Source organism: Castellaniella sp. S9, from assembly GCF_027257175.1.
Taxonomy (GTDB): domain Bacteria; phylum Pseudomonadota; class Gammaproteobacteria; order Burkholderiales; family Burkholderiaceae_B; genus Castellaniella.
In genome coordinates, this window is sequence record NZ_JAPFGD010000003.1 from 20,201 (window position 1) to 45,435 (window position 25,235).

A 25,235-nucleotide genomic window follows, 5' to 3' on the forward strand; every position below is an offset into this window, starting at 1 on the left:
GGCTTCATTCCTGCCAGCATGTGCTTAGAATTTCCGGTCTGATGTTCGCTTGATCAAAGCCCCGCAGTGCGTCATCGATTCCGTGCTTTGGCCCGTTCTGTATTCTGTGAAAATACGAGGCCCAGGCATCTGACCCGGTTGGCCAGTTGGCCATGAAATGTTCAAGCCATGCCTCGTGATCGTAGTGAACGGGCACCGCATCAACGTAAACGCCACGCTGCTGTTCACCGTATACGGCCTTAAAAGGTGTCTGGCGGGTGCTGATGCGGGTGAGCAGGCCGAACCGCAGGCCCTTGAAGTTGGGCATGCCGGCCGCCCCGTTGTTGGCCACAAGGCCCGAGCCAAATCTGTGCAGCGCCGGCAGGCAGGTATGCGTGCTGGCAAAGACATCGACCCCGGCTCGGTTAAAAGCGTCGGTGATCCAGGCTTGATTTTCCTGTTCGCTTAGCGCCGCAGCATCGAAGCGCCAGCCAGCCAGTGTGTCGGCGTCACCATGAACAACCCCTATCCGCTGGCCTCCAACGACAAAACGGGCGATCATCGGCAATTGTTGCAGTTGGGCCAGTAATTGCGGATGCTGTGCTGCAGTCTGCTTCAACCGTTGATGGATACGGTTGGAGCGTTCCACTACGGCGCTGTCTACATGGTCTGGATAGGCGCAGCCACATCCTGCCTCATTGCCATCGGTGCCCAGTTCAGCTTCCACGTTGCCGAGAATCGAATGATGCGCCAGAACGCGACGATTGATGTGCTCAAACCCGGCATCATCAATGTTGAACCAGTTGAAATCCCCATTGAAAATCAGCGAAACCGGCCCCGCTTCAGCTACTGCCATGGCCTCGATGGCATCGAGCGCAGGCACGTTGCCATACAGGCCGCCGACGACATAAAGTGTTTCGGATTCGATTTCGGGCAACCGCGCGATAGCCTCGGCGCCATAACGATAGCGGATAGGGCAGACGCGCCCGGCGTGTTCACTCATGAGCAAAACTCCTGTTGGCATGGGGACGTTTGAATGACCCGGACATGCCGTGCGGGCTCTTCATCTGGGCGATACAAATTCGTCAGGGTGGCCTCGTCCACCGCTGCCGCAGGCAAGTCGAACGCCACTCGCCCCTGTTTCAGTCCAATAACGCGTTCTGCAATCAGGGGTAGCAATACGGGGCTGTGCACGACAGATATCAGGGCAGCCCCACGGGCCGCCTGGGCCAACAAGTGGCAGACTTCGGCAGCGGCAGCAGGGTCTAGGGCGGCGGTGGGCTCATCGGCCAGAATAAGCTTTGGTTGCTGAACAAGTAGTCGGGCGATGGCCACTTTTTGCCGTTCACCGCCGGAAAGGGTGTCGGCTCTTGCTCGTGTCCGGCTCGGCAGGCCGACAGCCTGTAGTGCGGCTTCGGCACGGGCGATTTCAGCAGCTGGAAACCATCGTACCCAGCTACGCCATCCGTTGACGCGGCCGAGGCTGCCAATCAAGGCATTCTCGAGTGCGCTCAGCCGATCCACCAGGTGCAGGCCTTGATGAATATGTCCAACCTCGCGGCGCAAGGCAAGCAGTTCATTGTTCGATGATTTGCCTGCAAGGTTTCGGCCAAGTACGTCAACTGTGCCGCTTACCGCTGGCACGAAGCCGGTGAGCAGTCGCAGCAGCGTCGATTTTCCGGCGCCGTTATGGCCTACGAGAGCGACACGTTCGCCTTGCTGTATGTCGAGTGAGCCTATTTCCAGCAGTACGCGACCGTTGGCAATGCACTGCACCTGGCGAAAGGACACCGTACGGGTAGTCATGACAAGGCCTTCCGTATGCGGCGGCTGACGGCATCAAAGGCTGAAACCATCAGTACGATGACGATCAGGACGGTTGCGAGTCGTCCCCACTGGAACAGTGCAGTGGCCTCTGTAATCAGCAAGCCGAGTCCGCCGGCGCCAATCAGTCCCAGAATGGTCGAGTCGCGAATGTTGAACTCCCAGACGTAAAGGTGACTGGAGACAAATTGCGGCAGCACCGCCGGCCAAACGGCGTTGAAGAAAACCTGGTCGGGCGTTGCGCCCACACTGCGGACAGCGTCGATGGCGGCCATGTCGAGCGCTTCGATGGCTTCGGCAAAAAGCTTGCCGTAGGTTCCCATGGAGTGCAGGCCGATGGCCAGGATGCCGGCGGTTGGGCCCAGCCCGACAATGCCGACGAGCACCAACCCGAAAACGAGTGTGTGGATTGACCGGGCGACGTCGAGAATGCCTTTTGACACCCAGGCAAACAACCGGGGTGCCGCCAGGTTGCGTGCGGTCAGCACGGCCAGTGGAAGGGCTAGCAAGGCACCGAGCAGCGAACCCAGCGTGGCAATGCGAATCGTGGTCCAGGTGGCGCGCCCGAGCCCGGCAAGATAGTCCAGTTCGACTTCCTGGCGGTTCTCGACGCGAAGCACGGTGCCATCGTCGCTTTTGTATTCCAGGTGCGTATTGCCGAACCAGACATCCAGAAAACTGGGGTGGGCGAATTCGCCTGCCGTCTTGAGCAGGTTGGCAACCGGGTTGCGTCCCAGCGACAGTTCATTTTCGTGCGCCAACGTGGCAATGCATACTGTAACCAGCAACACATAGGCCAGGCCGAGCCCGAGGAATCCAAGCCGGCCGCTCAAGTAAGGGATAAAGCCCCGCGATTGGGCCTGGAGGCTCATTTACTTCGCCTGCAGCTTTCCGGTGGCCAGGCCGGCATCGCGGATGGGCTTGTAGAAGCTGTTGTCGCGGCGGACAAACCCGGTGTAGTGCGGCGGAAGTAGTTTGGGGTTGCTTTTCAGCGCCTCGCCGACATCATTCAGCGCCGCCTGTAGTGCGTGGACCAGCGATTCATCATTGGCGAGTGCGGTGCTGACGGCAAATGCATCGTTCGGCAGAGGGGCAGAGGTCCAGATGATTTTCGAGTCTTCGGCCTTGATCAACCCTTGCTCGATCATGGCATTCCGGTTGCGGTTGTAGTCGGCGCCGGCATCGAGTTGTCGTTGTGTAACCTGGGTTTCAATGGCTTGATGCGAGGTATGGATCACCCGCCCGAAGTAGTTCTCGGGTGTGATGCCTTGCATCATCATGTGATGCAAGGGAATCAGGTAACCGGACGTCGAACCCTTGTCGCCAAAGGCAAACGTTTTTCCCTTCAGGTCAGCCAGGCTGTTGATACCGGAATCAGGGTGTGTGACGGTAATGGCGAAATATTCCGGCTTGCCGTCGTAGAGTATGGTCGAGATGGCCTGGGCGCCGGCTTCATGATTGGCCAGGACATAACCCCACGGCCCCATCAAGGCCATGTCGGTTTCGCCGTTGGCCAGCGATTTCGCAAGACCCTCCCAGCTGTCGACAGTGCGCAATTGAACCGGGCGATCCAGTCGCGCAGCAAGGTAGTCGGCCAGGGGGTGGTAGGTGGCGTCGTTCTTGTCACGGTCTGGCTGAAACAGGCCTACCCCGAATTTGAGTGCGGGCTCTGCCGCGAAGACACTGTTCAGGCCTGCGGCTAACAGCAAAAGGGCAGCAAGCGGAGAAAGTAGACGGTGAAGTGTATTCATTGTTCGATTCCAACAGGTTTGCAAGATGATCGCGTCGCAATGAAGGTACGGTTATTGATTAAACCAGTGCCCCGCCACAGCTGCTGCCTTGTCCGGCCGTGCAGCCGTAGCAATGGTCGGCAATGCGAATCGGCAGGCCGGTCAGCGACGCATCCAGCAGGTCTTTCAGGTGAGCCGGGCGGTCCTCGTTCAGGTTCAGCCGAAGGCCCAGCATCTGGTTGAAGTCGCAGTCGTACAGGTCGCCCTGCCAGTCGACGCTGACGGTGTTGCGGCACATGACGGTTTCGAGGTTCTCGGGACGGTACGATTGCTTCAGCAAGGCCATGTAGGTGGCAAAGGTGCCTTTGCTGACGAGCGTGCTGCCAAAGCGTTGCACCGGCATGTTGGTGAGCGCAAACAGCTGGTTGAAGCGGATGCCGAAGTGTTGCATGAGCTCGCGCTTGTAGTCGGCCTGCAGGGCTTCCTGGGGCGGGGGCAGAGATGGCCCTTGCGGGTTGTACACCAGGTTCAGCACCAGGCCCGAACCATCGTGACCATAGCCCAATGCGTTCAGCTGTTTCAGGCCGGCAATGCTGCGCTCGAACACGTCGTCGCCACGCTGGCGGTCGACATTTGCCGGCGAATAACAGGGCAGCGAAGCCGTCACCTCGATGCCATTTTCGGCCAGAAATTGCGCCAGGTCTTCCTGGCCGGGCTCGGAAAGAATTGTCAGGTTGCAGCGGTCGATCACCCGTACCCCCAGGGCGCGTGCCGAAGCCGCCAGGCGGCGGAAATCAGGGTTCAGTTCGGGCGCACCGCCGGTCAGGTCAAGCGTTTGAATGCCTTGCGCCTGCAACACCTGCAGCACTACGTCCACCATGTCCGGTGACATCATCTCGGTGCGGTTCGGGCCGGCGTTCACATGACAATGCAGACAGGTCTGGTTGCATTTGTAGCCCAGGTTCACCTGCAGGGTTTCCAGGGTATGGCGTTTGATGGCCGGGAAGTCGGTATTCAGCAGCAAAGGCAAAGTGGGTCGCATGAAAAGATTCCGGTAGAAGGTTCTGGGTGTTGCGGGTGCCGGCGGCTCGGCCAGCGGGTTCTTGTCCGATAGCCTACGGGTTCTGGCTTGCCGGGAAAGTGCATCCGGTGGATTCAGGTGCAAAATGAATGTCTGTAAAACCGGCGGTTGCCGCTTCGCCGGTATTGTCGGTGTCAGCGGCCAGGGCAATCTGCACCGGGGTGGCGTTGGCTGAATACAGCCGTGCCATGTCCTTGGGCAGGTGACGCGACTCATTCACCCACCCGCCGGCACGCGTCGGGCCACTTTGCAGCACCACCATGGTGGTGCGGTCGGTGTACGCGTTGGGGCGTTCGGTGCCCACGGGTTGTCGGTTATCCCACACGTAGTTGATGGCAGCGTCGGGTACCTGCGGGCCCCAGATGGCACGTGCCATGGCTAACTGGGCATTCAGCAGAAAGCCTTTCTCGGCCTCCGGCAGGGCCAGGCTGACGTAAAGCCGCGCCGCATAGTCGTCGCCGGCTTTGGTGGTCATGTCGGCGGCTTTCAGTGGCGCGTCGATGCGCCAGCGCCAGCACAGCAGCGGTGTTTCTGAAAGGTCAACCTTAATAGGGCGGGCCAGTAGTGACATGCTGGCGCGGGATTGGACTTTTATCGCTTGTTGTCCATCCCAAAGGGTGGCTTCAAACTGGTTCGCAGCAACGTTTTTATTCAGTTGAACATGATCCCATTCGTCTAATCCATTCGACAGCTGAAGTTTTTTGGTGTTTGCTTCCGTCGCCGACAAGTTTTCTTCGGTGACTCCCTGACTCAATCCTGGAGTGACGGAAATAATTAAAAAAATGCAGGATAAATACCGTGTTGCTTTCGCCCGGTGTGGCATGCCATTGTTAATCGTGTTGCTTACTCGTAGCTTGCGCATGAGTGTTCTCCGATGGCCAAACTACTGATAAATTCGTTACGTAACTAGCGAAAGTTACATCAACTACACTTTTTTTTGCGCCATTACCGCGCGATGGACAATTCAGACAACGCGGGGAGTGATTGCTGAATAAGTGCGTCAATAGTTGTTGTGTCGAGTTCTGGCTGAAGTTGCCAAGGTTGACCACGTTTGCCCGTCGGGGTCGCAACAAGATCGCCATTACAGGCTTCGGTTCTGTATTCTGCCGCGCAGCTGCGACAATAAACGTAGTCGTTTGCTTGCTGGTGGCGCTTAAAAACCAGTGTTGGTCCGCAAACGACGCAATTTCTTAGTGGAATACCCTCGTCACTGTGGCCGATGATGTGGTCCAGCTTTCCTGTGTCTGCGACAGCCAGGAAATGATTGCTGAGCGCGTGGTCGAATTGTTTTCCCTGGTTTTGCTCAATAGCTGACAAAGCGTCTTCTTTCGACATTCCTTTGCGGTAGGGGCGCGTGCTGGTCATGGCGTCAAAAGCATCACATATTCCAATAATTCTGGCGTCCTCTGGAATTGCCGCTGATCGCAATCCCCTGGGGTAGCCGGTTCCATCAGGTCTCTCGTGGTGGTACAGAATGCCGGCTTCGGCCAAAGCGGCCAGTGGATGGCCAGAGATCACACGCCACCCAATTTCAGGATGGGTTTTGATCGTATCGTATTCCTCTTGGGTCAATCGGTCTTTTTTGTTCAGAATGTGGTCCGGTATCGCGATTTTCCCAAGATCATGAAGAAAGCCCCCGATGGCGATACGGGCGGTGTCTTCTTCCGAGAGGCCAGATTGTTCCGCAAGCAATCGGGCATAGCGTGAAACGCGCCAAAGATGGCCGCCCGTATAGGGGTCTCGGGCCTCAACGGTCCACGCCATAACCAAAAGGCTGTGCAGCAATGACTTGTGCAGGGGGGCAGCTTGATCGACTCGACGCTCCAGGCTTTTCATCATTCGAGATAGGAGTTTCATGTGCTCACCAGTTCTTGATTTTGTTGGTCGAGTTAAATGGCCTTGCTTCTGCTACCCACAAGTTCGTTTGTTGTCGGCAAACGGTTACAGACAGCCATAAAAATGTTTGTGTGGCCGGGATTGTGAATTTGTGTCAGATGAGAGGCCCCGCTTTTGGTGTAACCTTTCAGCCCGAAATGACGAATTAGTGTTTACGCGATGAGTTCGAATAGCATCGAAACATTTGAGGCCGCGTTGAAACCGCTCTGGCTGCAGGCGCAGGCGGGGGACGAGGTTGCCTATGGGCAGGCGCTCGGGATGATGGCTGCTCGTCTGCGGGCGCATCTGCGCCGTCGTTTGCCCGGGGCCCAGAACGATGTCGAGGACATTGTTCAGGAAGTGTTACTTGCGCTGCATGTGCAGCGCGGGACCTACGATCCATCTATGCCTGTGTCAGCCTGGTGCTTTGCCATTGCTCGCTACAAGCTTGTCGATTACTGGCGCAAACATGGACGAACAGGGGCGTTGCACGATGTTTTCGACGAGAGAGCCCTGGACAGCGCATTAGTGAGCGAAGACCCGGATGCCACCGCCAAGCGTGATCTGGAGCAGCTATTGAACGCCTTGCCCGAGGCCCAGCGACGAGCAATTGAGTTGACCAAACTACAGGGTTTGTCGGTGCTTGAGGCGGCGCAAACGTTGGGCGCCAGCGAGTCGGCGGTCAAAGTGCAGGTGCACCGTGGTTTGAAGAAAATGATGCAAATAGTGAGGTATAGGAAATGAGAACCGACACTTTGATATCACTGCTAGCCCAATCGGCAGGTCCAGCACCCAGGCAGCTGGTAGTTCGGCGCATGGGTATGGCAGCGACGTTGGGCTTGTTCATGAGCGTTTCACTGGTTGTTTTCATGATGGGTCTATTGCCTGCGTCGGCGCTTTTCACACCCGGGCCGTGGATAAAGCTTGCTTATGGGTCAGGCTTGCTGGTGTTAGCACTGGTCTTGGCGGGTCGATTGGCTCGCCCGGGAGTGCGCCAGGGGGTCTGGGGCTATTTGCCATGGGTGGTTGTGTGTGTCATGTTGATGGCGGGAGGTGTCAGCTTAATGCTCACTCCCTCTGAACAGCGTGCCTTCGCTCTGTTCGGGCAAACATGGCTGGCGTGCCCCTGGATGGTGCTGGCTTTCTCGTTACCGTCGATGATTGCCATGTTCTGGGCGTTCAAGGGGTTGGCGCCAACGCACTTGCGTTTCGCAGGTTTCGCGGCGGGCTTGGCGGCAGGGGCCAGTGGCGCGCTTGCCTATTCGCTGGCTTGCCCAGAGGTGTCAACGACCTTTGTTGCGGTTTGGTACACCTTGGGAATAGGGTTGTCGACGTTGCTGGGTGGGGCTTTGGGACCCCGCTTGCTTCGCTGGTAGCGCCGCTCTGAGCAATCAACGTTTCAACACATTGACCCACGAGCGCTGTTCCACTGTCAGGGCGTTGTCGGGTGTTAGCATGGCCGTTTTCAGGGCTTCGCGTATGGCGGGCTCGGGCTCGGGTGGCGGTTGCTTCAGGAACGTGTCGAGTGCGCGCATGGCTTTTTCCATCGTCTTTCCGTAAAGCTCAAAAATTCCTGTGGCGCTAACGTGCTGTGCCGGGTCGTCCAGCCAGCAATCGTAATCGGTTACTAGCCCCACGGTGGCGTATGCCAGTTGCGCTTCACGTGCAAGGAAAACCTCGGGAATATTGGTCATACCGACCAGATCGCATCCGGCCTGTTGCAGGAAGGTGCTTTCCGCGCGCGTACCCAGACGCGGTCCTTCCACGCAGCCATAGGTCGCTCCGCGGTGCACTGCGATGCCTGAGGCGGCGGCGGCCTGCACAAAGCCGTCAACCAGCGCACGACTGACTGGCGTAGCGGTGGATACATGGGTGGCTACGCCGCCACCAAAGAACGTGTGTTCGCGTTTGCCGCGCGTCCAGTCGAAATATTGTTCAGGCATGACCAGGTCGCCTGGTGCATAGTCAAATTTCAGGCTGCCGACCGCTGAAAAGCCCAATACCTGGGTGGCGCCGGCTTGTTTCAGGGCAAAGATATTGGCGCGGTAGTTCACTTCGTGCGGCAGCAGCTTGTGCCCGCTGCCGTGGCGCGCCAGGAACAGAATCTGCTTGCCATGTACCTGGCCGCGTTGCACGGCTCCCGAGGGTTCGCCAAACGGCGTCGTTACGTGAGTGCTTTCTTCCAGTGTCAGCTCGGGTAGTGTGTACAGGCCGGTACCACCGATAATTGCCAGCATAGATTTAGCCCCGTTTTTGTGCGTTGAAGGGTAGTTTTTCAGGCGTTCAAATGAAGGATCTCGGCCAATGCCGACAGAGTGGTACACGTATGATGGGGTTGCCGGCCTATGGTTTCGAACGGCACTCCTTGCCGATTGACCCAGCACGTAGTGAAGCCGTACCAGGTGGCCCCAAGAATATCCCAGGCGTTTGACGATACAAACAGAATTTCCTGAGGCTTGAGTTGCAAGGTGGCAGGCCCCATGTCGTAGCAGGCCGGGTGGGTCTTGAACTGTTGCACCTGATCAACCGATATCACATGATCCAGCAACGGGGCCAGCCCTGAACTGGTCACGGCCGCTTTGAGCATGTCGGGCGAGCCATTGGACAAAATGGCGGTGGGCAATCCCAGCGATTTGATGTGTTCAAGCGCACCCATGCATTCCGGGTACGCGTCCAGCTGATCGTAACCGCCCATCAGCGTTTGTACCTGGCCATCGGTAAAGTGCAGGTTCAGGCGTTGCAGACTGTATCGCAGAGACGCCTCGGTCAGTTCCCGAAACGAACGGTAATGGCGGCTGCCGCCCGGCGAGGGATCCGATAAGGAAATCAGCTGTGAATACTCGATCTGTTTCTGGCGCCATAACATCGATATCTGTGTGCCCGATTCCGGGAACAGCTGTTCAGCCAGCCGGGCGATGGAGTGAATATCAAACAGTGTTCCGTAGGCATCAAGTATCAGTCCACGTAATGCCATTGTGTTTCCTTGCGGGTGATCATTTCTGAACGGTCTCCTGCGCCAGGCTTCCAAGCACCTTCGCAATGTTGTCCGCAATCGGACCGCACTTGTCCCCTGCATGGCGCGATGCGATCTGCCTGGGGTCGTTATACCCGAGCCAGTATTTACCCGCCGCGTCTTGCCACGCCAAGGCCTTGAGCGGCAGGTCGATACCCGCCGTTTGCGCACATTCCATCAGTGGAGTGCCTGCTTTTGGATTTCCGAACACGATAAGTTCGGTTGGTCGCAAATGCTTGCCAACGCTTTTCGCGCTCTGTGCATGATCAAGCCGCAAGAAGACATTGATACCCCGAGACTTGACCGCCTCTTCTAAGCGGTCAATTGTTTCGCTGACGTTGTACGGACTCTCGACTGCTATCAGTCCTTCTGAGGCTGCGGCTGCCGAGGCGAAGCAACACGCCATAATGAACGAGGCAGCGCGTAGTGCCATGGTCATCTCCTTGTCATGAGTAAGCTTGGCGCACTGTCTCGGCGACTAAGTCACGGATCTGGTGTCGCCGTTGTGGGCGCCGTTTAAATCCGGTAGGCGCTGAATCGTTCGTCCAGTTCAGTGCCAAAAGCAAGGTTAGTGTAGTTGCTGAGCACCTTGACCGATATGGCGAGAATGATGTTCAGTACATGCTGTTCAGTGAAGCCTGCCTGGATGAAGGCTGCGACCTTTTCGGCTTCGGGTTTGCCGAGGTTTCGAACCAGCGACTGCGTCAACGCAAACAGGGCTGCCAACCGTTCGTCGGGAATCGTGGAGCCCGAGCGAATGGCCTCCAGCACGTTGGCGGGAACGCCGGACACCTTGTCGGCAATCATGCTGTGGGCGGCGGTGCAGTACTGGCAGCCGTTGACCTGACTGATCGCCAGGAAAACCACTTCTTGTTCGACAGGGCTGAAACCTGATTGCTTGCGAAACAGGTTGTAGCCATGCAGATAGGTATCCAGTACGCCCGGAACGTTGACCATGTTGGCGTACATGTTCGGGATGAACCCCATTTGTTTCTGGACCGACTCCAGAATGTCGCGCTGGCCCGCTTCGGCGGTATCATGACTGACCGGAGTCAGCTCGGAAAGGTAACGATTGCCCATGATGTTCTCCTGATGGATCGGAGTGGATATCATAGGTATTGTTTATCTTCCTTTGTTGTCTGTTCGTCTTGAGTTTCTTGCCGATCATCGCGAATTGCCGTGTTCATGCGTCAGTGGCGCAACCCGGTTGGCTCTCAGCCATCGTGCCGGTGATTCGCCGATGCTTCTGGAAAACACCCTGGCAAATGAGCTGGTGTTTGCGTAGCCAGCTGCATTGGCCACTTTGTCCAGGGGCTCGCCGGCTTTCAGCAGCTTCTGGGCCAGCATCATGCGCCAGTTTGTCAGGTAGTCGCCTGCCGTCATTCCCGTAATCTGGCGAAACCGCAGGGCAAACCGGGCCCGCGACATGCCTGCAGTGTTCGCCATGTCTTCAAGCGTCCATGGCTTTGCCGGTTGCTCATGAATTGCCGTCAGTGCGCGTGCTATGCGCTTGTCGGCCAGGCCGGCCAGCGCACCGCGCTCGGCCAGTTGCTGTTCTATGCAGTGACGCAGCAGGTGAATGATGACCAGCTCGCACGACCGGTTCAGCAGCGCCTGGCGCCCAGGGCGCTCACCTCGGGCTTCTGCCAGCATGGCGTCCAGAATGGCTGACATCCCCTGGATGTCAGCCAGCCCCACCATCAGAACATCCGGCAGGGATTCACTGATGGAGTTTTTCATGCCGGCGTTGAAATGGACGGTGCCGCAGATGACGTCAGCTCCGTCGGGGTTCTCAACGATCAGTTGGTGGTTGTCCGGGCGTGGCAGCAGTACGAGGGTGGGTTCCGTGATGGTCACGACGTCAGCCCCGGGGGCGATCAGCTTGACAGTACCGCTGCGAATGACGTGCAGGTGGGCGCTGGTGGTGTCGCGTTGGAAATCGTGGCGGCCGCAGATGTTTCCGGCATAGAAAACCCCCGCGCTCATGGAGAAGTGGTCAAGCAAGGTGTCGAGGGTGGTCATTGATAACGGAACCGGCGCGTTTATTGCTCTGTTTTCATGCTTAGAGGGTCTGGCCCAGACAAATTCATGTGATCTGCTCTGGCCAGTATAGTGCTTGGGTTAGCGTAGCAGCATTCGGGCATCGAGCCTCATTTTTGATGGCCGCAAAAATAATGCGTGGCAGGTGTAACCCAACGCCCGTCGCGACCGAATTAAAGGGTGTATCACCAGAAATACCCCAATCGCCAAAGGAGACCCTATGAAAAACCTTGCCAAATTATCCGCACTCGCGTTGACCTCGGCTATCTCAATGTCACCCGCCTTGGCCCAGTGTGGTTCCAAGTGCGCCTCGCGATGCCAAGGCCGATGTGCTGCGAGCGCAACGAAATGTGGAGCCAAGTGTTCCGCAAAGTGCGGTGCGAAGTGTGCGGCGAAATGTGGTGCCAAGTGTGCGGCGAAATGTGGCGCCAAGTGCGGTGTCAAGGCTGACGCAAGCCTGATACAGCGTCCAGCCGGGTACAAGCCCAACTACAGTGCGTCCAATGCTGCGCAGGTTGCTGCCGGTGAAACCCTGTTTAGAAGTACTAGGCTCTCGTCGAACGGTTTGTCATGTGCGACTTGTCACACTGATGGCGCTGGCTTTACCCCGGGGTTTGCCAAGCCGTTTCCTCATTTGATGCAGATGGCTTCGATGAATTACGGTGTGGGTGAGATATTTGCTGATGAGGCGGTTCAGGTTTGCATGGCAGGCCCGATGGCCACCAAGCCGTTGGCCTGGGACTCGGCCGACCTGCAGAACTTGTCTGCTTACGTTTTATCAGAGCAGGCCAGGTTTGCGAAGAAGTAAAGTCACGGCTGCGCGTTTCGGACCGAAGGTAACTGCACGTTCGCTGGCAAACGCGTTCGTTGGGCTTGAGCGTGAGCGACGTGCAGGCGGGCTTAGCTTGGTAGACCATCTGTGCGGATCGGAGCCACCGATAGACGAAACGTTGCACTACCCGGACAATGATTGCCAGGATCCACTTACCGGGGCACAGTATTTCCTGCACCGGCACGGCAGCGAAGGCCTGGGCGTTACCACCCACCTGCATCTGTTTAAGCGGTGGCGCACGCCCGAGATCGAGGCCGCCGGGCTAGATGGCACCATTACTCATCTGGTGGCATTTGAGTTAGATGCCACTGGTGCGGCCTCACATTGTTTTAGTGTCAACCAGTGGGTCGTGGGCGATTACTGGTTAAGTGCATCAGAGACAGTGACGCTCTTTGATGGATGGCAGTTCGATCTGCGGGGCAGTCGAGCCGAGGGGGCTTGGGCTTTCTGGCACCGCTGGGTCGCTGGGTTGGTCGCGTACTACCTTCATGGTCCGGTGACCGAATCATTGCATGCCCGCGACGAGGCTTTGGATCGCCAACTTGAACAATACCCTGAGTGCAATGTATTGCAAGACCGCTCATTGGAAGTGTTTGGCCGATTGGGGCTGCCGCAACCCACGCTCGCCTGACGAACACTCTGACTCAGTGAGAGGGTAAATTCTTGAAGTATACGTATCCTAATCGGACATCGGGAACGTCGAGCATGTGGCCCATGTTACGCACTGTGTGCATCAGTTTCCGAAGGGGTGCGAATACATACCTGCATTTCGGAAAAGCCAAAAGGTTTAACCAGCTAGTTGTCGGCGCGCAATCTTAGTCCTTGCCCCCTGTTCTCAACACGGTCGCGGGCGGTAGGAAACAGCACGTGGATGCCGTCTACTGTGTGTTGCGCAGGGCTTGAACAATGTGCCAGAGCCGTTTGATTCTTGCACCGTTGGCTGGAACATAGCCACCACACACTCCCCCAGAAAAAACAAAGTCAGATCGCCCCACGGGCGATATTGGCGCTCGCCGCGCGGCCGGTGGTCGCAGTCAGGTGCTGGTGGGCCTGGTGTGCGTTGCCCTGAGTACGCCGCCCAAACCGCCGACTGTACTGCAGTCCATTCCCGCTGCCCTGGCTTTCGCGGCATAAACGGCCCGCTCCCCGCGTGGCGGGTCCTCTCCATTTATTCCACGGTCCTGTTCATCGAGCCCGTACGGCAGTTCAGCACGGCAAGGCGACGAACTCACAGCAACGGCGGCAAACCGGGCCCAGCGTAGTACTGCGACAACCGCAAACCCTACAACAGGCTCGGAATCTTCAGCCCCGGTCAGCAGTGAACAGCCTTGACACCCTGAACCGATTCCAGCCTGGAGGGAATACACCATGAAAGAGTACCAATCGCTTGCGCTTGCCCTGGACAACATGAACGACAGCCTGCCGCTGTATGTGAAAAGCCCGCGTGGTCGCTACCAGCCCGCACGTGACGACCAGATTCTGGCCGCAGCACGTCAGGCGGCAGACAGCCTGATCAGCAAAGAGCAGGCACTGAACCAGCCCCCGGTTGTTGAGGCGTTTTTCAAGGCGAAGCTGGCCGGCCTGGGCCACGAATGCGCCGCCGTAGCGTATCTGGACCACCAGTTCAGACTGATTCGCTACATGGAAATATCGCAGGGCACCATCAGCCAGGCATCGGTTTACCCGCGTGAGGTCGTGAAGACGGGGCTTCGTTTGAATGCTTCGGCAGTGATTATGGCCCATAACCACCCGAGCGGATCGCCGACCCCAAGCCAGGCCGACATCACCTTGACGACGCACCTGAGAAAGGCACTGGCGCTAATTGATCTTCGCTTGCTGGATCACATCATTGTGACCGGTAAAGGCACGTCGTCGATGGCGTCTATGGGGCTGATTTGATCTAAGCGGGCCGGTTTATCACCGGCCCGCGTTATGAAAAGAAAAACTGTTCGGAACTTTTATGTTGCGGTGTGTCAAAACTAGTAACTCCGGAGTAAGAATCACTCGCAACAAAACTAATAAGGGAGTTTGCAATGGATTTTTTCGCCATTGAAGATCACCTGGTTCACTGCTACACGCGGGGACAGGCGATGGCCGACGGGATGCTTGTCGATATCAGCGAGGCAGCCGTCGAAGCAGGGTTCAGGGCTCCGGTCGCCATGACCAGAACCGCATGGGCCGATTGCGTGGAGTGGTCACAAGCCACTGCCGACCGCAAGGCGATATTGCAGGATGAGGAGGGCAGGCTGTGGGATGTGGTGTACATGGCCATGTTGGCCGCACGCCGCAGTGAAGGCATGTCGCGCACGGTGTTCGACGTGTACCGCGTGCCAGTCACTGGCAAGGGCGTGAAACCGCGCCGAACTACGCTGGTCATGCAAATTGGCCCCGGTGATATCGGGGAGCCAGTCATCACGATTTCTCTTCCCGGCGAAGACTGAAATTAGATACCCCGATCCGGCAGGCCCGCGAAAGCCGAGCGCCGGATCATCGAAATCATTCATAGGAACGCGACATCATGACGCATGATCTGGATAGCCTGGCACAGGCAGTTTGGCGGTCTCATTTTCTGGGTACTTCGTACCGGCTGCCGGCCATGACGGCCAAAGAGCTGGGCATACTTTGCCGTTTACTGGAGTTCCCAACGACGCGTGACGCGGTAAACGCCGGCGGTAGTGTGCTGCAGTAACAGCGGGAGGCGGAAAAAAGGCTGCACTGGCTGGGCGCCAGCGCAGCCTTTTTTCATACAACAAGCTGAATCGTGCGCTTCGGCTGCTGGTAGTGGTATGCGTCAGTTGAATGCCTGAGTGATGCGGGGGAGGGGATGCGTTCCCTTTTTTGGAATGATGGTGACGGTGAGTGTTCCCCGGCGTTTCCGGGCCCCAAGGTATAGACCTTGCAGTCACTGACGTGCCTGCAGACGCCTTGAAGTGCTGAAACGTGAAGCGTGTTTCATCCCTTAAAGGCGTCACACATGACGCACCCTGGTTGGGTGGGAGGGATGCAGGCATGTGTTGGACATCGGCGGCTTGCCAGCGAAAGTATTTGTGGCCGCAACAGAGCTGAGTTATTGTTTATTTTATTGATTTTTATAGCAAACTATGTAGGCCAGTTGTGGCTTCCAGTTTTCGTGAAGTGGCCTAGTTGGGCTGCATGATTGGGCGGGAGTTGAGTGCGATACGGCATAAGTACCCGCTTGATACCCGATTGAGACAGTTTGAGACTTTCGTTGCACTCCTTGGGGATTATCCGATGAGCGAGTGGATAGGGGTTGAGGACGTAGGTGCCTCTGGCGCCATGTTTGAGGTGGAATCTCTTTCGAGAGAGCATGGCTGACTGCCTGAAAACGGCCAGAAGCCGACGCTCGATAAGGAGGACTTATGGCGAGCTATGGCATGCATGGAGGCTCGATAAAGGTACGCGTCTGGTAAGCTGTGCCACTTGATTCTTAGCTACAGTTCTCAGTCATGAACATCCTTCTATTTCTCGGCGGGCTTTTCTTGCTGGTCATGGGTGCCAGCTTGTTGGTGCGAGGCTCTTCCAAGCTGGCCCTGTCGTTTGGCATCAGTCCGCTGGTCGTGGGACTGACGATCGTTGCGCTCGGCACAAGCGCACCCGAGGTTGCAGTCAGCGTGGGGGCCGTGCTCGATGGGAAAACCGACATTGCCATTGGCAACGTGGTGGGCAGCAACATATTCAACGTTCTGTTCATCCTTGGCATCAGCGCGTTGATTGCACCGCTGGTGGTCAACATTCAGCTGATACGCCAGGAGGTACCGATCATGATCGGTGCATGTTTTCTCTTGCTCGCCTTGGGGTTGGACGGTCAACTTTCTTTTTTCGATGGCGGTTTTCTCTTCGTGCTGCTGGTGTCTTACACAGTGTTCCTGATCGTGCAGTCACGGCGCGAAACCCAGCTCGCCAAGGACGAATACGCGGGTGAGATCAAACCCTCTGCCCCCGGCGCCTGGGACGATCGGTTGCCGGTTCAGTTGCTGCTGATTGCCGCTGGCCTAGCTGCGTTAGTGTTCGGCTCCGAGTACCTAGTGCAAGCATCGGTGAGTTTCGCCAAGGCCATGGGTGTGAGCGACCTGATCATTGGGCTGACCATCGTTGCCGCTGGTACCAGCATGCCCGAGGTTGCCACCAGCATCGCCGCAGTCATCAAGGGCGAACGGGACATCGCAGTGGGCAATGTGGTGGGAAGCAATACCTTCAACATTCTGGGCTGCCTGGGTGTCTCGGGCCTAGTGTCGGGTGACCTGGGGTTGGACATGGCTCCATCGCTGCTGGCCTTTGACATCTGGGTCATGGTGGCAGTGTCGTTTGCCTGCCTCCCCGTGTTCATGACTGGTCGCGAGATCGCTCGCTGGGAAGGCGGGGTCTTTCTGGGCTACTACGTCGCATACGTGGCTTACTTGATCATGGCCGCGCAGCAGCACGATGCGCTGCCAGCATTCTCGGGCGTCATGCTCAGCTTCGTCGTACCGCTGACGGTCGTGACGCTGGTTGTTGTGTTGATCCGCCGCCCAGTAAAGAAAGGATAAAGCATAAAACTTTGCCCTCTATCACTAGCTAATGACTGCTATGGGTCGAAAACAGCCGTTCGCTCTGATGGCAGCTATCGACCCGTTGCAGACCCCCAGACATATGGAAAGCTGACGCTCAACGTGGAGTTAGCCGGCGCGGCGCGGCTTCATCGCGCAGCGTCCGTGTTGATGGATGGGTTAGAACTCTCTGGGGCACACATTTGAGAAAGACTATTTTTCAGCCAACGCAAAACCCGCGTTGCCAGATGCAACCACTGAGACAAATACAAACGGCACTGGACTAGTATTTAGAGCGCCATGCACTTGGCCAGGTTTTGCTATGGCAATATCTCCAGCCTTTAGATGAGCGACTTTGCCGCCTCCTTGGTAATACTCAGCCTCTCCAGAGATAACCGTCCAAGTATCTTGGCCGTCCGGGTGAACATGAGCGGTTATTTCTTGCCCAGGATGGGCATGCCAAACAACAACTGCTGAGTCCTTGGTTTCCAGAACCACTGAACGAATTGGTTCGCCGTCAGACGGACGAATATATTCTGTTACCGAAAATATTCTTGATTCCATTTCCATATCCACTCCAAAAATCAATTTGGCTTGAGAAGTTATTACAGAACAACTGTATCCGAGAGTTCTACGTTGCCGATAACCGGCCCGAAACGGCGGCGCAACGCGCCGCTGTTGGGGGTCCGTGTTCATCGGCGGGTTAGACCTGTGCTTGCGTAAGACGAATATCGACTTCTCGGTCGACGTATTTCCATTCCTCTGACGCACGCAGTTCGGAAAGCAGCCTGTTGAACTCAACCTCATGAATTGGCGCGTATTCGAACCAATTCAGAAAATCGAACGGTTCATTCTCTGAGAGGTCGCGGCAGTGGTGGAGCTTGCGCGCTACTGCAGGCAAATACTGAAGCCCGATTTGGACGTGCTTCGACTGTTCGAAAACGCTCCGGCGTTCGTCTTGCGTGAGCTCCCACCAAGCTGCGTTCTTCCGGATCGGTATTAGCGCACCGCACGTTGCTTCTGGGCGCGCCAGACCTTGCTGCTTCGCTACAATTTCATTCTTCTCTGCGCGCATGACATATCGTTCATTGCTGGTTATTCCACGAAGTATCCAGGGTGCATTGGTTTCAGACTGCAACTCTGAAGCGGATACGACGTTGAGCCTTTTGGCTTCAGGCAGGGGCTCGCCAACTCTCGTTTCGGCCCTGACAATCCGCCAAGGGCCAATGTCTGCGCCGACGAAAGCAAATAATCGTGTATCCATTTCAATCTTTCATGTGTGAATGTTTTAACTCTTGCAGCTTCGAAGAACCTATCTGCCGATCCCGTGATTGTACATCATCGCCTCCGCGCAACTGCGACGACCGCCCGCAGCAATCACATTGAACTTTCGAATCGAAACTGCTGAAGCGAACCTACGCGGACGTACGGCCGCAGTCTGTGCGCTGCCGGACGGAGCGCTGCCAATTTGCGCCTACTGGCAGGCTGTGAGTGCGCGGATGGGCCAGCGACCTCCCTTCATAGAGGGAGCGAAGCAGGTCAGAGACACTATTGAACGTCCGCTACCGGGAAGATGCTTGACCGTCCGCAACTGGCCGAAACCTGTCAAACCAATCATTTGGCAGTCACGCTCTGAGGAGCATTGGATTCCCTATAAAATCGCATCAAAAAATGAATCAATGTTTCCCCCTTTTACTCCATCCCGCACGGCCAGATCAATAGCCAGACCCTTCCTCCTTGCCGTTGCCACTGCCTCCGGCAACTTCGCCTCATCATTTGTGAACACCTTCACACTGTGCCTCTCCCGCGAAATGCTCACGTAGTAGGTATCCTGGGCCATTGTTCTGCTATGGCTTTCCGCGTTGTACAGCACGCGGTCACAGGTCAGTCCCTGGGCGCTGTGGGCGGTGGTGGCGTAGGCGTGATCCAGGTGCAGCGGTTGACTGGCAGGCAGTTCAATCCGGCGGTTTGCTGCCTGAACGGTCACATGCGTGTCTGACACGTGCACCACCTGTAGCCTTTGTCCGTTCACCAGATCCAGCTCGGCGTTGTTGCGCGTGATGCGTACCCAGTCGCCGGGTGAAAGTTCGGACCGGTGTTCGCGGTACACCGAGAGTTTCGACAGGCTTCTAAGGTTGACCTCAAGGGCTTCCGATCCAGGTTTGCCGTAAGGCACCACGCTGATTCGGTCAGCATGCTCATCGCAGCGCGTCACCCGATACAGCTGCCCGCGCCGCAGGCCGCAGCGGTAGTCGCGTTCGGGCTGGATGATGTCGCCCTGGGTGTAATACTTCGCGCAGCGCCGCTCTGCGCGGGTGGTGTCGTGGCGGGTCAGCAGGGTGAACATCTTGCCCTGGCCTTTCAAGCCCAGCAGTTCATGCACGCGCTCGTTGATGGCCTGGCGTGACGCATTGGTGCCGGTCACGATCAGGGTTTTACCCTGCTCAAACGCACTTAGGGCGGTGTATTCCTGAGCAATCGCGTTATATCGATCCTTTCCGTCACGGGTTTTACCGCCATGCTCATCGGTGGTGATGGCATCCGGAATGCACACCACGTCATCAAGCAGTTTCAGCGATTCACTTGCCCGGCCGGTGGCCGCCAGCGTCACGGCCTGGCGCAGCCGGTCGCTTTGCTGGCGTTGGATGTCGCTCATCACCACGGTTTTCATGCCTTGTTCCTGTAGCAGGGCAAAGGCGCGGCCGGCTTCCACGGCTTTGGTTTGCGCGGTGTCGCCCAGCGTCACGATCTTGGCGCCGGTGGCTTGCACCTGGGCCAGCAGTTTGTCCATCTGGCGCACAGGAATTACCCCGGCTTCGTCAATCACCACCACGGTTTTCGGGCCCATGTCGTGTCTGGCCCGGCGTTTGTTGCGGGCGTTCAGGAAGGCCGACACGGTTTGGGCGGCAATGCCATCTTCGCGAAGATTGTTCACTTGGTTGCCATAAGGGGCCAGCGCCACCATGCTTAACCCCTGGCGCTGCAGCAGTTCCTTGGCCGTCTGCAGGGCATATGATTTGCCCGTGCCGGCCATGCCTTGTATGCCGGTGATCTGGTTGGGGTGATTCAGAATCAGCTCTACGGCTTCGCGTTGGCCGGCGGTCAAGCCCTTGTCTTTTAGGGCATCTTGCAGAATTGCAGGGGACATGACGGGTTGCACGGCACCACGGCCTTGCCGTTCTGCCTGCACAATGCGTTGTTCTGCCCCCAGGGCTACACGGGTGGCATAGGTGGGCTCATCAAACACCAATCGGCCTTCACGTATGGCGTTGTCTATGGTGTCAAGGGCATCGCCATAGGTGCGCCCATGTTCGGCCACCAGCAGCGTGGCCCAGCCTTCGCGGGTGCGGGCAGTGTCCTGCCTGTCTTGCGCGGGCCGGTAGTGCGGGGCATTGCTTAGCAGTGAGCCCCCGTCCAACCGGCGTTGCACGGCTTTCTTCACATCCAGCGGGCTGATGCGCCCGCCGGCATGGCGGACGGCCATGGCCAGAAGGTCAGATTCCGGCATCAGGCTTTCGCGTTCGGACAGGTGTTTGATGGCCCAGCCCAGCGCCGCATTGGCCACAAAGTCTGCCGGTTCGCGTTTTGAATCGGCCGTGGCGGTCGATGCCGCTGCACCGTTCTCTGGAACAACGCTGAACGTCATGCCGGCTTCGCGTGCCTGGGTCACCCAGTGCTGGAACAGCTCGTTGCGGCTCAGCTCGGCCGTTTTCTTCAGGCGGGTGGCGAGCGTCAGCATCTGCCGCTGTGCATGGCTGGCCGATTCGCGCTCTTTGCCGCGCTGGGCCAGGGCCGATTCCACCTGGGCGCTGCGTTTGCTGAACACGTCGATTTGTTCGCGACTGATGTGGGCCAGCTCGATATGGTTCTTTTCATACCGCACGCCATAGCCCAGTTCGCGCACGCGCTTGTCCAGTTCGGCCATGTACACGGCATCCTGCAGCTTGCGCAGTTTTATGATCTGTTCGTTCGACAAGGCCACCCAGTTGCCGTCTTTGCGCTGGGTGGCGTTCATGATCACTGCATGGGTGTGCAGGTTTGGGTCGGGCGGGGCATTCGGGGTAGGGCGGGCGGTTTCATGGCGGAAGGTGGCCACAATCAGGTTGTCGGTCTGTTCCACCCGGGTTTTGCCGTGGTCTTTCTGGCGGGCCTGCGTCAGGTGGCTTTCGATGTAGTTCAGGGTGTGGGCAACCGCCGCATCGTGGGCCTGCACCAGCCGTGCATCGGTGCCCACCAGCGCTTGCAGGGTCAGGCTTTTGGGGGCACTGAAGGTCAGGTCGATGCCGGCACGGGCGCGGCTGTCCTTGCGGATGGAACGACCGGCGCGTACGCCTTCACCGAATTCCCCGCGCAGCATGGCGTGAAACTGCTTCACGTCCACAGGCCCGCTCACGCCCAGGCGACGCGCGCCCTCGCCATGCCAGGCGGTGGCACCGGCATCGCGGCTGTAGTAATCATCGGCTTGTTCGCCGTAGTAGTGGGTAGCCCGGTCGGCTTCGGCCCGGTAAAGAATGCTGTAGGTAATCATGCGCAAAGCTCGCAAGGGGATGACATGAGAAAAAGACATGACACATGGCGGTCATGTACTGACCAGTGAATCTTGCGCTCTAGGGGAAAACCCGGTTATAGGCAGGTTTCACACACAGTTATCCACGGTTTTTGTGGATAAGCCGGTTGGTGTTGATGACAACGCTGGCGGATGGATGCGCTGCAGCTGGGCCGATTCCTGGAACGGATCGGTGCGCTGTGCAAAACGCGTGAACTGCATGGCCACCTTGGCAACGGGGTGATTGCCGGCGAAGGCGACATACCCTGTCAGTTCAGGGAAAGACTGGATTTCCGACGGGGTGACCACGCGTTCGGTGCTGCGCACCAGGCGGTCTGACGTGTTGCGAGAGTCAACGGATCGGGACACGCTGTAATCCGGGCGAATCACTTCGTGCTCGCCCAGGCTTTTGCTCATGTCCTCGGCGGTTTGCGGGTCGGTGCGTGAGCCGCCCAGCACCACCAGGTTGCGAAACGAGGCGCGCAGCGTCTGGGCCATGGTGCGCCCGTAGATGTAGTCCAGCTGCGAGGTGCTTTGCAGGCCGGCCACAATGCGCAGCCCGTTCTTGCGGCCTTTGGTCAGGCCGGCTTCCAGCGAGGGCAGGGCTTCCAGGCTGGCCAGCTCGTCGATAAACAGCCACCAGCGCCGGGCCCGGTCTTCGGGCATCGACAGAATCGAGGTAATGAACACGTCGGCCCAGGCCGAGACCAGCGGCTTCATGGCGCTGGCCATGTCTTCGCGCCAGTTGATGTACAGATTGCCGCCTGCCGGGTCATCCAGCCAGTCGCGTATCGAAAACCTTCCGGGTTTCATGCTGGTGTGTTCCGACAGTTTGTTCGAGAGCACGAAGCGGGCCGACGACAAGGCTTTGCTGGCCTCGCTGGAGCCCACAAAGAGTGATTCGGCCAGCGTGCCCTCCAGAAATTTCTTCAGCTCACCGGGGTCTTCAATGGTGCACAGGCGAAACAGGTCCATGACGTTGGCACGTACAGGGTCGGTCTGGTACAGCTTGCGGGCCGTTTCGCGCAGCAGCAGGCGCCCGAAGTCGTTCCACTCCTCGGCGTTCTTGTCCTGGCTCATGGGCACCATGGAATGAGCAAGCCGCTTCCAGTCATAGTCAGCCCGGATTTCGTTGAAGAAACTCCAGCCTTCGCTGCGGATGTCGTAGGGGTTCAGGATCACGTCGCCGTCCTTCCAAAACTTGCTCATCAGGTCGCCGTTCGGGTCGATGACGATCATGCGGTCGCCCCGCTGGCACACAGAGGCGGCCAGACCGCGCAGCAGCACCGACTTGCCCGATCCGGTGGCCCCGCCAATCATCAGGTGCAGGTTTTCCAGTTTGGTGGGCATGGGGATGCCGGCCACATCCACCTGCGCGGTGCCCGCTTCCCGGCACAGGCGCATCAGGCGCGGCGCGGTGACGGACTGCGTGCCGCGAATAAAGCGCTTGTAGCCATCGCCTTCAAAGCCGTCAGTGCGGGTGGCTCGGCCCAGGAACATAATGCCGGCCAGCGCCAGCGCGAGGCCCAGTGCCAGGGCACCGTACAGCCATGGATTCACGGGCGTGGCCAGTATCAATTGCCACACGAGAGGCCAGTTCCAGACGGTCGGGCTCAACGGGTAAAGCCAGCTGGCAGCCAGTGCCCACAGGCCGCAAGGGCCGGCCAGCAACAGAAGCGCCGCGATGCGGCGCCGGGTGATGGGAGACATGAAACGGTTTCCTTTGACGAAGCTCAGCGGTGATTGGCCGGGGGAGTTCAGTTCTGCCAATTCAACCCATCCAATTCAACCCAGATAGCGGGCCAGTGCCATGCCGGCCAGCAGCCCGCCCAGGGCGCCGGCAGCGCCGCCCGCGACGATTGCTGCAAGCGCGATACGTCGCGCCGACTGGTGGGCGATGCGGGCGTACTGGGCACTGTCATGCGCCAGTGATTGCAGCCGCGTGTGCGTGGGGGCCAGGGTCTGGTGCAGGCGGTGCTGCAGCTCGTCCTGCAATCGCTGGCTGCCCGCCTGCAGGCTTTGCTGAGCCTGCAGACCCAGCTCCGTGGGCAAATTCGTGAGGGATTGCGATACCGCTTCCAGACGGGCTGCGAGCTTGACGAGATCGCCCACGGTGTCTGCCTGACGGGCATTCACGCCTTCGATGCGCTGGGTCAGGTCGGCCACCTCGCCCAGCACCTCGTGGTACAGAAAATCCAGCTTGCTGCGGTTGGGATGGCGTTCCTGACTCATGGGTTTACTCCTCGAACAGGGCGGCAAAGGCGATGTTCAGTTGCCTGTCCACCGGCTTTGCCAGGGCGCGCAGGGCGTGCCGGTTGGTAAGGTGGGTGATGCGGGCCGTGTCGGCGTGATCAGCCTGGCGCAGCAGGCTGCGGTAGTCGGTCTGGTCAGCCAGCACGTCGGCGATGCTGGTGCGCGCGTCGGCCAGCAGTTCAAACACCTCGTTCTCGTAGACCAGCGCCTGGGCATTGGCCACGAAATCGCCCGTCTTGCTGGCATAGGTCAGCACGGGCAAGAACTCTTCTTCCACGTCGCTTTGCACGCGGTTGAACAGCACCCGGATGCGTTCGGGCGCCACGCCCAGATTCACCAGGGCAGTGATGGTCTTGATGGTTTCGCGTTGCGCCTTGCCCGTGCCGATCACGGGTAGCACGAAAAAGTCGATCTCCTCGTAGGCGCCTTCGTAACGCGTCATGGCCGACAGAAAATCCTCGATGTTGCTGGCGCCCACATCGACGATGGCATCGTGCAGGCGCAGCAGGTCGCGAAACAGCTTGCCAAACTGCTCTCCGCGCAACTGGTCGATATCCAGCCCAAGGTCTGCGGCGGTTTCGTTGGTGGTTTCCACGGCAAAGATGGGCGCGTGGTTCATGCGCGGGGCCAGCAGGTGCGAGGCAACAATGGTCTTGCCTACGGATCCGCTGTAGTTCAGAACGGCAACTTTCATGGGGTTTACTCCTGGGGGTTTGAGCGGTTGGGAAATGCGGGGGATTGGGTGGGATCGGTTCCTGCCTTGGCGTGCCGGGCCTGGCGTCGCATGGCTTCGCCTTCGCGGCGCAGTGCATCCAGGTCGACTTCCATGCTGCGAATCTTGCGAAGGTCTGCCGGGTTCTCGATGCGGTTCGGCTGGCCCCGCACAGCGGCGTCTGGCGCTGCCGGTGGCGGGCCGGGCGGTGATGGTTGCACCGTGTTCACTTCGCCGGCCCGCCGGGCTTTGCGGTGCTGGTACAGCTGCTTGGCCAGATCGTGCAGGCTGATGTCCAGGCCCGCGCGGTTCAGCTGCTCGACGATCACCTTTCGCGGGGCACCGGCGGCCAGACGTTGGACGATGCGTGGCAGCAGCGGGCGTAGCCGGGCGGCTTTGGGCGCGAAGGGTTCGCCCTGGGCCAGCAGCAGGCGCAGTTCCTCAACGTAGGGTTCATCGTTCATGACGGCTCTCCGTGCAGGGCCAGCGCCGTCGGCCCTTTGGCTGCCAGCCGGCAGTGCTTGCGGTAGCGGTACAGGGCAGTGCGAAAGGTTTTCATGGGTACGGGAAAGCCGGCTTCGTGCAGGTCTTCCACGATGGCGCTGTGCGGCACGCCTTCGGCCAGTCGCGTTTCGATGTAGGGCATCAGGGCACGCAGTCTGGCAGCGGTGCTGGCGCGCGGGTCGGTGGCGTTCAGGCGGGTGCGGATTTGCGACGCGTAAAAGCTGGGGGTCATGGGCGGCATCCTGAAAAGGCAGGGTGAAAAGCACACGCTGTGAAACCAGTTGTTCACAGGCCGTGCT

Annotated in this window: 28 protein-coding genes; 8 read left to right on the forward strand and 20 right to left on the reverse strand. The window is 58.4% G+C overall.

The features are described from left to right. Nucleotides 1-4 precede the first annotated feature (4 nt). The 7 genes from OOZ48_RS05175 to OOZ48_RS05205 all read right to left on the reverse strand — a co-directional run bounded on the left by OOZ48_RS05175 (nt 5) and on the right by OOZ48_RS05205 (nt 6,471). Nucleotides 5-982 carry a hypothetical protein gene (locus tag OOZ48_RS05175; RefSeq protein ID WP_269496382.1) on the reverse strand — a complete coding sequence of 326 codons (978 nt, stop codon included), beginning with the start codon at nt 980-982 and terminating at the stop codon, nt 5-7. Further along, on the reverse strand, nt 979-1,785 hold the full coding sequence (locus OOZ48_RS05180; RefSeq protein ID WP_269496384.1) for a phosphonate ABC transporter ATP-binding protein: 807 nt from the start codon (nt 1,783-1,785) through the stop codon (nt 979-981). Before OOZ48_RS05180 ends, OOZ48_RS05175 begins: the two co-directional genes overlap by 4 nt. Then, nucleotides 1,782-2,675, reverse strand: a complete 894-nt coding sequence (gene phnE, locus OOZ48_RS05185) for a phosphonate ABC transporter, permease protein PhnE (RefSeq protein WP_269496386.1) — start codon at nt 2,673-2,675, stop codon at nt 1,782-1,784. The genes OOZ48_RS05180 and phnE overlap by 4 nt, the downstream gene beginning before the upstream one ends. Next, the gene (locus OOZ48_RS05190; RefSeq protein WP_269496387.1) at nt 2,676-3,554 is read right to left on the reverse strand and encodes a phosphate/phosphite/phosphonate ABC transporter substrate-binding protein; all 879 of its coding nucleotides are present in this window, start codon (nt 3,552-3,554) and stop codon (nt 2,676-2,678) included. Nucleotides 3,555-3,612: 58 nt separating this feature from the next. Next, nucleotides 3,613-4,575, reverse strand: a complete 963-nt coding sequence (gene arsS, locus OOZ48_RS05195) for an arsenosugar biosynthesis radical SAM (seleno)protein ArsS (protein WP_269496388.1) — start codon at nt 4,573-4,575, stop codon at nt 3,613-3,615. A gap of 73 nt (nt 4,576-4,648) precedes the next feature. After that, complete coding sequence (locus OOZ48_RS05200) at nt 4,649-5,476, reverse strand: DUF3047 domain-containing protein (RefSeq protein WP_269496390.1); 828 nt, start codon at nt 5,474-5,476, stop codon at nt 4,649-4,651. Nucleotides 5,477-5,559: 83 nt separating this feature from the next. Beyond that, nucleotides 5,560-6,471, reverse strand: a complete 912-nt coding sequence (locus OOZ48_RS05205) for an HD-GYP domain-containing protein (RefSeq protein ID WP_269496392.1) — start codon at nt 6,469-6,471, stop codon at nt 5,560-5,562. Between the two features lie 198 nt (nt 6,472-6,669). Between OOZ48_RS05205 and OOZ48_RS05210 the strand changes: the two genes are divergently transcribed. Then, nucleotides 6,670-7,233, forward strand: a complete 564-nt coding sequence (locus OOZ48_RS05210) for a sigma-70 family RNA polymerase sigma factor (protein WP_269496393.1) — start codon at nt 6,670-6,672, stop codon at nt 7,231-7,233. Next, nucleotides 7,230-7,865: a DUF1109 domain-containing protein gene (locus tag OOZ48_RS05215; RefSeq protein WP_269496395.1), complete on the forward strand. Its 636-nt coding sequence runs from the start codon at nt 7,230-7,232 to the stop codon at nt 7,863-7,865. The genes OOZ48_RS05210 and OOZ48_RS05215 overlap by 4 nt, the downstream gene beginning before the upstream one ends. A gap of 15 nt (nt 7,866-7,880) precedes the next feature. Here OOZ48_RS05215 and mtnP read toward each other — a convergent pair whose 3' ends face one another. The 5 genes from mtnP to OOZ48_RS05240 form a co-directional block, all read right to left on the reverse strand. Continuing rightward, complete coding sequence (mtnP, locus tag OOZ48_RS05220; RefSeq protein WP_269496397.1) at nt 7,881-8,726, reverse strand: S-methyl-5'-thioadenosine phosphorylase; 846 nt, start codon at nt 8,724-8,726, stop codon at nt 7,881-7,883. Nucleotides 8,727-8,764: 38 nt separating this feature from the next. After that, nucleotides 8,765-9,463, reverse strand: a complete 699-nt coding sequence (locus OOZ48_RS05225) for a haloacid dehalogenase type II (RefSeq protein ID WP_269496399.1) — start codon at nt 9,461-9,463, stop codon at nt 8,765-8,767. A 19-nt stretch (nt 9,464-9,482) separates the two neighbouring features. Then, the gene (locus OOZ48_RS05230; RefSeq protein WP_269496402.1) at nt 9,483-9,935 is read right to left on the reverse strand and encodes a DUF302 domain-containing protein; all 453 of its coding nucleotides are present in this window, start codon (nt 9,933-9,935) and stop codon (nt 9,483-9,485) included. 83 nt (nt 9,936-10,018) lie between these two features. Then, nucleotides 10,019-10,582, reverse strand: coding sequence for a carboxymuconolactone decarboxylase family protein (locus tag OOZ48_RS05235; protein WP_269496404.1), 564 nt, complete (start codon nt 10,580-10,582; stop codon nt 10,019-10,021). 84 nt (nt 10,583-10,666) lie between these two features. Next, nucleotides 10,667-11,524 (reverse strand): AraC family transcriptional regulator, encoded by an 858-nt coding sequence (locus tag OOZ48_RS05240; RefSeq protein WP_269496406.1) that lies wholly within the window; start codon nt 11,522-11,524, stop codon nt 10,667-10,669. A gap of 289 nt (nt 11,525-11,813) precedes the next feature. Here OOZ48_RS05240 and OOZ48_RS18525 point away from each other — a divergent pair, with 289 nt between their 5' ends. The 6 genes from OOZ48_RS18525 to OOZ48_RS05265 all read left to right on the forward strand — a co-directional run bounded on the left by OOZ48_RS18525 (nt 11,814) and on the right by OOZ48_RS05265 (nt 16,921). Further along, complete coding sequence (locus OOZ48_RS18525; RefSeq protein WP_442867549.1) at nt 11,814-12,350, forward strand: cytochrome c peroxidase; 537 nt, start codon at nt 11,814-11,816, stop codon at nt 12,348-12,350. Beyond that, nucleotides 12,337-13,005 carry a DUF6969 family protein gene (locus tag OOZ48_RS05245; protein ID WP_442867538.1) on the forward strand — a complete coding sequence of 223 codons (669 nt, stop codon included), beginning with the start codon at nt 12,337-12,339 and terminating at the stop codon, nt 13,003-13,005. Before OOZ48_RS18525 ends, OOZ48_RS05245 begins: the two co-directional genes overlap by 14 nt. Before the next feature lie 737 nt (nt 13,006-13,742). Next, the gene (locus OOZ48_RS05250; protein WP_003804115.1) at nt 13,743-14,273 is read left to right on the forward strand and encodes a JAB domain-containing protein; all 531 of its coding nucleotides are present in this window, start codon (nt 13,743-13,745) and stop codon (nt 14,271-14,273) included. Between the two features lie 134 nt (nt 14,274-14,407). Beyond that, entirely contained in the window at nt 14,408-14,815 is a 408-nt protein-coding gene (locus tag OOZ48_RS05255) for a DUF6573 family protein (RefSeq protein ID WP_269496410.1), read from the forward strand. Nucleotides 14,816-14,892: 77 nt separating this feature from the next. Continuing rightward, nucleotides 14,893-15,063: a hypothetical protein gene (locus OOZ48_RS05260; protein ID WP_269496412.1), complete on the forward strand. Its 171-nt coding sequence runs from the start codon at nt 14,893-14,895 to the stop codon at nt 15,061-15,063. A gap of 778 nt (nt 15,064-15,841) precedes the next feature. Continuing rightward, nucleotides 15,842-16,921, forward strand: coding sequence for a calcium/sodium antiporter (locus OOZ48_RS05265; protein ID WP_003052397.1), 1,080 nt, complete (start codon nt 15,842-15,844; stop codon nt 16,919-16,921). 213 nt (nt 16,922-17,134) lie between these two features. Here the strand turns inward: OOZ48_RS05265 and OOZ48_RS05270 are convergent, their stop codons facing one another. The 8 genes from OOZ48_RS05270 to OOZ48_RS05305 form a co-directional block, all read right to left on the reverse strand. Continuing rightward, the gene (locus tag OOZ48_RS05270; RefSeq protein ID WP_012435589.1) at nt 17,135-17,491 is read right to left on the reverse strand and encodes a cupin domain-containing protein; all 357 of its coding nucleotides are present in this window, start codon (nt 17,489-17,491) and stop codon (nt 17,135-17,137) included. 133 nt (nt 17,492-17,624) lie between these two features. Beyond that, nucleotides 17,625-18,185 (reverse strand): chlorite dismutase family protein, encoded by a 561-nt coding sequence (locus OOZ48_RS05275; RefSeq protein WP_011514928.1) that lies wholly within the window; start codon nt 18,183-18,185, stop codon nt 17,625-17,627. Nucleotides 18,186-18,572: 387 nt separating this feature from the next. After that, nucleotides 18,573-21,449 carry a MobF family relaxase gene (gene mobF, locus OOZ48_RS05280; RefSeq protein WP_269496414.1) on the reverse strand — a complete coding sequence of 959 codons (2,877 nt, stop codon included), beginning with the start codon at nt 21,447-21,449 and terminating at the stop codon, nt 18,573-18,575. A 108-nt stretch (nt 21,450-21,557) separates the two neighbouring features. Continuing rightward, nucleotides 21,558-23,177 carry a type IV secretion system DNA-binding domain-containing protein gene (locus OOZ48_RS05285; RefSeq protein WP_269496416.1) on the reverse strand — a complete coding sequence of 540 codons (1,620 nt, stop codon included), beginning with the start codon at nt 23,175-23,177 and terminating at the stop codon, nt 21,558-21,560. Between the two features lie 75 nt (nt 23,178-23,252). Further along, nucleotides 23,253-23,699, reverse strand: coding sequence for a hypothetical protein (locus OOZ48_RS05290; protein WP_269496418.1), 447 nt, complete (start codon nt 23,697-23,699; stop codon nt 23,253-23,255). A 4-nt stretch (nt 23,700-23,703) separates the two neighbouring features. Next, the gene (stbB, locus tag OOZ48_RS05295; RefSeq protein ID WP_269496420.1) at nt 23,704-24,414 is read right to left on the reverse strand and encodes a StbB family protein; all 711 of its coding nucleotides are present in this window, start codon (nt 24,412-24,414) and stop codon (nt 23,704-23,706) included. A 5-nt stretch (nt 24,415-24,419) separates the two neighbouring features. Next, the gene (locus OOZ48_RS05300; protein WP_269496422.1) at nt 24,420-24,896 is read right to left on the reverse strand and encodes a hypothetical protein; all 477 of its coding nucleotides are present in this window, start codon (nt 24,894-24,896) and stop codon (nt 24,420-24,422) included. Beyond that, on the reverse strand, nt 24,893-25,168 hold the full coding sequence (locus OOZ48_RS05305) for a hypothetical protein (RefSeq protein WP_269496425.1): 276 nt from the start codon (nt 25,166-25,168) through the stop codon (nt 24,893-24,895). The genes OOZ48_RS05300 and OOZ48_RS05305 overlap by 4 nt, the downstream gene beginning before the upstream one ends. Nucleotides 25,169-25,235: the final 67 nt, after the last annotated feature.

Excerpts from the sequence above, each read along its gene's own strand:
- OOZ48_RS05175 (WP_269496382.1), bottom strand. The coding sequence starts at position 982 with ATGAGTGAACACGCCGGGCGCGTCTGCCCTATCCGCTATCGTTATGGC.
- OOZ48_RS05180 (WP_269496384.1), bottom strand. The coding sequence starts at position 1,785 with ATGACTACCCGTACGGTGTCCTTTCGCCAGGTGCAGTGCATTGCCAAC.
- phnE (WP_269496386.1), bottom strand. The coding sequence starts at position 2,675 with ATGAGCCTCCAGGCCCAATCGCGGGGCTTTATCCCTTACTTGAGCGGC.
- OOZ48_RS05190 (WP_269496387.1), bottom strand. The coding sequence starts at position 3,554 with ATGAATACACTTCACCGTCTACTTTCTCCGCTTGCTGCCCTTTTGCTG.
- arsS (WP_269496388.1), bottom strand. The coding sequence starts at position 4,575 with ATGCGACCCACTTTGCCTTTGCTGCTGAATACCGACTTCCCGGCCATC.
- OOZ48_RS05200 (WP_269496390.1), bottom strand. The coding sequence starts at position 5,476 with ATGCGCAAGCTACGAGTAAGCAACACGATTAACAATGGCATGCCACAC.
- OOZ48_RS05205 (WP_269496392.1), bottom strand. The coding sequence starts at position 6,471 with ATGAAACTCCTATCTCGAATGATGAAAAGCCTGGAGCGTCGAGTCGAT.
- OOZ48_RS05210 (WP_269496393.1), top strand. The coding sequence starts at position 6,670 with ATGAGTTCGAATAGCATCGAAACATTTGAGGCCGCGTTGAAACCGCTC.
- OOZ48_RS05215 (WP_269496395.1), top strand. The coding sequence starts at position 7,230 with ATGAGAACCGACACTTTGATATCACTGCTAGCCCAATCGGCAGGTCCA.
- mtnP (WP_269496397.1), bottom strand. The coding sequence starts at position 8,726 with ATGCTGGCAATTATCGGTGGTACCGGCCTGTACACACTACCCGAGCTG.
- OOZ48_RS05225 (WP_269496399.1), bottom strand. The coding sequence starts at position 9,463 with ATGGCATTACGTGGACTGATACTTGATGCCTACGGAACACTGTTTGAT.
- OOZ48_RS05230 (WP_269496402.1), bottom strand. The coding sequence starts at position 9,935 with ATGGCACTACGCGCTGCCTCGTTCATTATGGCGTGTTGCTTCGCCTCG.
- OOZ48_RS05235 (WP_269496404.1), bottom strand. The coding sequence starts at position 10,582 with ATGGGCAATCGTTACCTTTCCGAGCTGACTCCGGTCAGTCATGATACC.
- OOZ48_RS05240 (WP_269496406.1), bottom strand. The coding sequence starts at position 11,524 with ATGACCACCCTCGACACCTTGCTTGACCACTTCTCCATGAGCGCGGGG.
- OOZ48_RS18525 (WP_442867549.1), top strand. The coding sequence starts at position 11,814 with ATGTCACCCGCCTTGGCCCAGTGTGGTTCCAAGTGCGCCTCGCGATGC.
- OOZ48_RS05250 (WP_003804115.1), top strand. The coding sequence starts at position 13,743 with ATGAAAGAGTACCAATCGCTTGCGCTTGCCCTGGACAACATGAACGAC.
- OOZ48_RS05255 (WP_269496410.1), top strand. The coding sequence starts at position 14,408 with ATGGATTTTTTCGCCATTGAAGATCACCTGGTTCACTGCTACACGCGG.
- OOZ48_RS05260 (WP_269496412.1), top strand. The coding sequence starts at position 14,893 with ATGACGCATGATCTGGATAGCCTGGCACAGGCAGTTTGGCGGTCTCAT.
- OOZ48_RS05265 (WP_003052397.1), top strand. The coding sequence starts at position 15,842 with ATGAACATCCTTCTATTTCTCGGCGGGCTTTTCTTGCTGGTCATGGGT.
- OOZ48_RS05270 (WP_012435589.1), bottom strand. The coding sequence starts at position 17,491 with ATGGAAATGGAATCAAGAATATTTTCGGTAACAGAATATATTCGTCCG.
- OOZ48_RS05275 (WP_011514928.1), bottom strand. The coding sequence starts at position 18,185 with ATGGATACACGATTATTTGCTTTCGTCGGCGCAGACATTGGCCCTTGG.
- mobF (WP_269496414.1), bottom strand. The coding sequence starts at position 21,449 with ATGATTACCTACAGCATTCTTTACCGGGCCGAAGCCGACCGGGCTACC.
- OOZ48_RS05285 (WP_269496416.1), bottom strand. The coding sequence starts at position 23,177 with ATGTCTCCCATCACCCGGCGCCGCATCGCGGCGCTTCTGTTGCTGGCC.
- OOZ48_RS05290 (WP_269496418.1), bottom strand. The coding sequence starts at position 23,699 with ATGAGTCAGGAACGCCATCCCAACCGCAGCAAGCTGGATTTTCTGTAC.
- stbB (WP_269496420.1), bottom strand. The coding sequence starts at position 24,414 with ATGAAAGTTGCCGTTCTGAACTACAGCGGATCCGTAGGCAAGACCATT.
- OOZ48_RS05300 (WP_269496422.1), bottom strand. The coding sequence starts at position 24,896 with ATGAACGATGAACCCTACGTTGAGGAACTGCGCCTGCTGCTGGCCCAG.
- OOZ48_RS05305 (WP_269496425.1), bottom strand. The coding sequence starts at position 25,168 with ATGACCCCCAGCTTTTACGCGTCGCAAATCCGCACCCGCCTGAACGCC.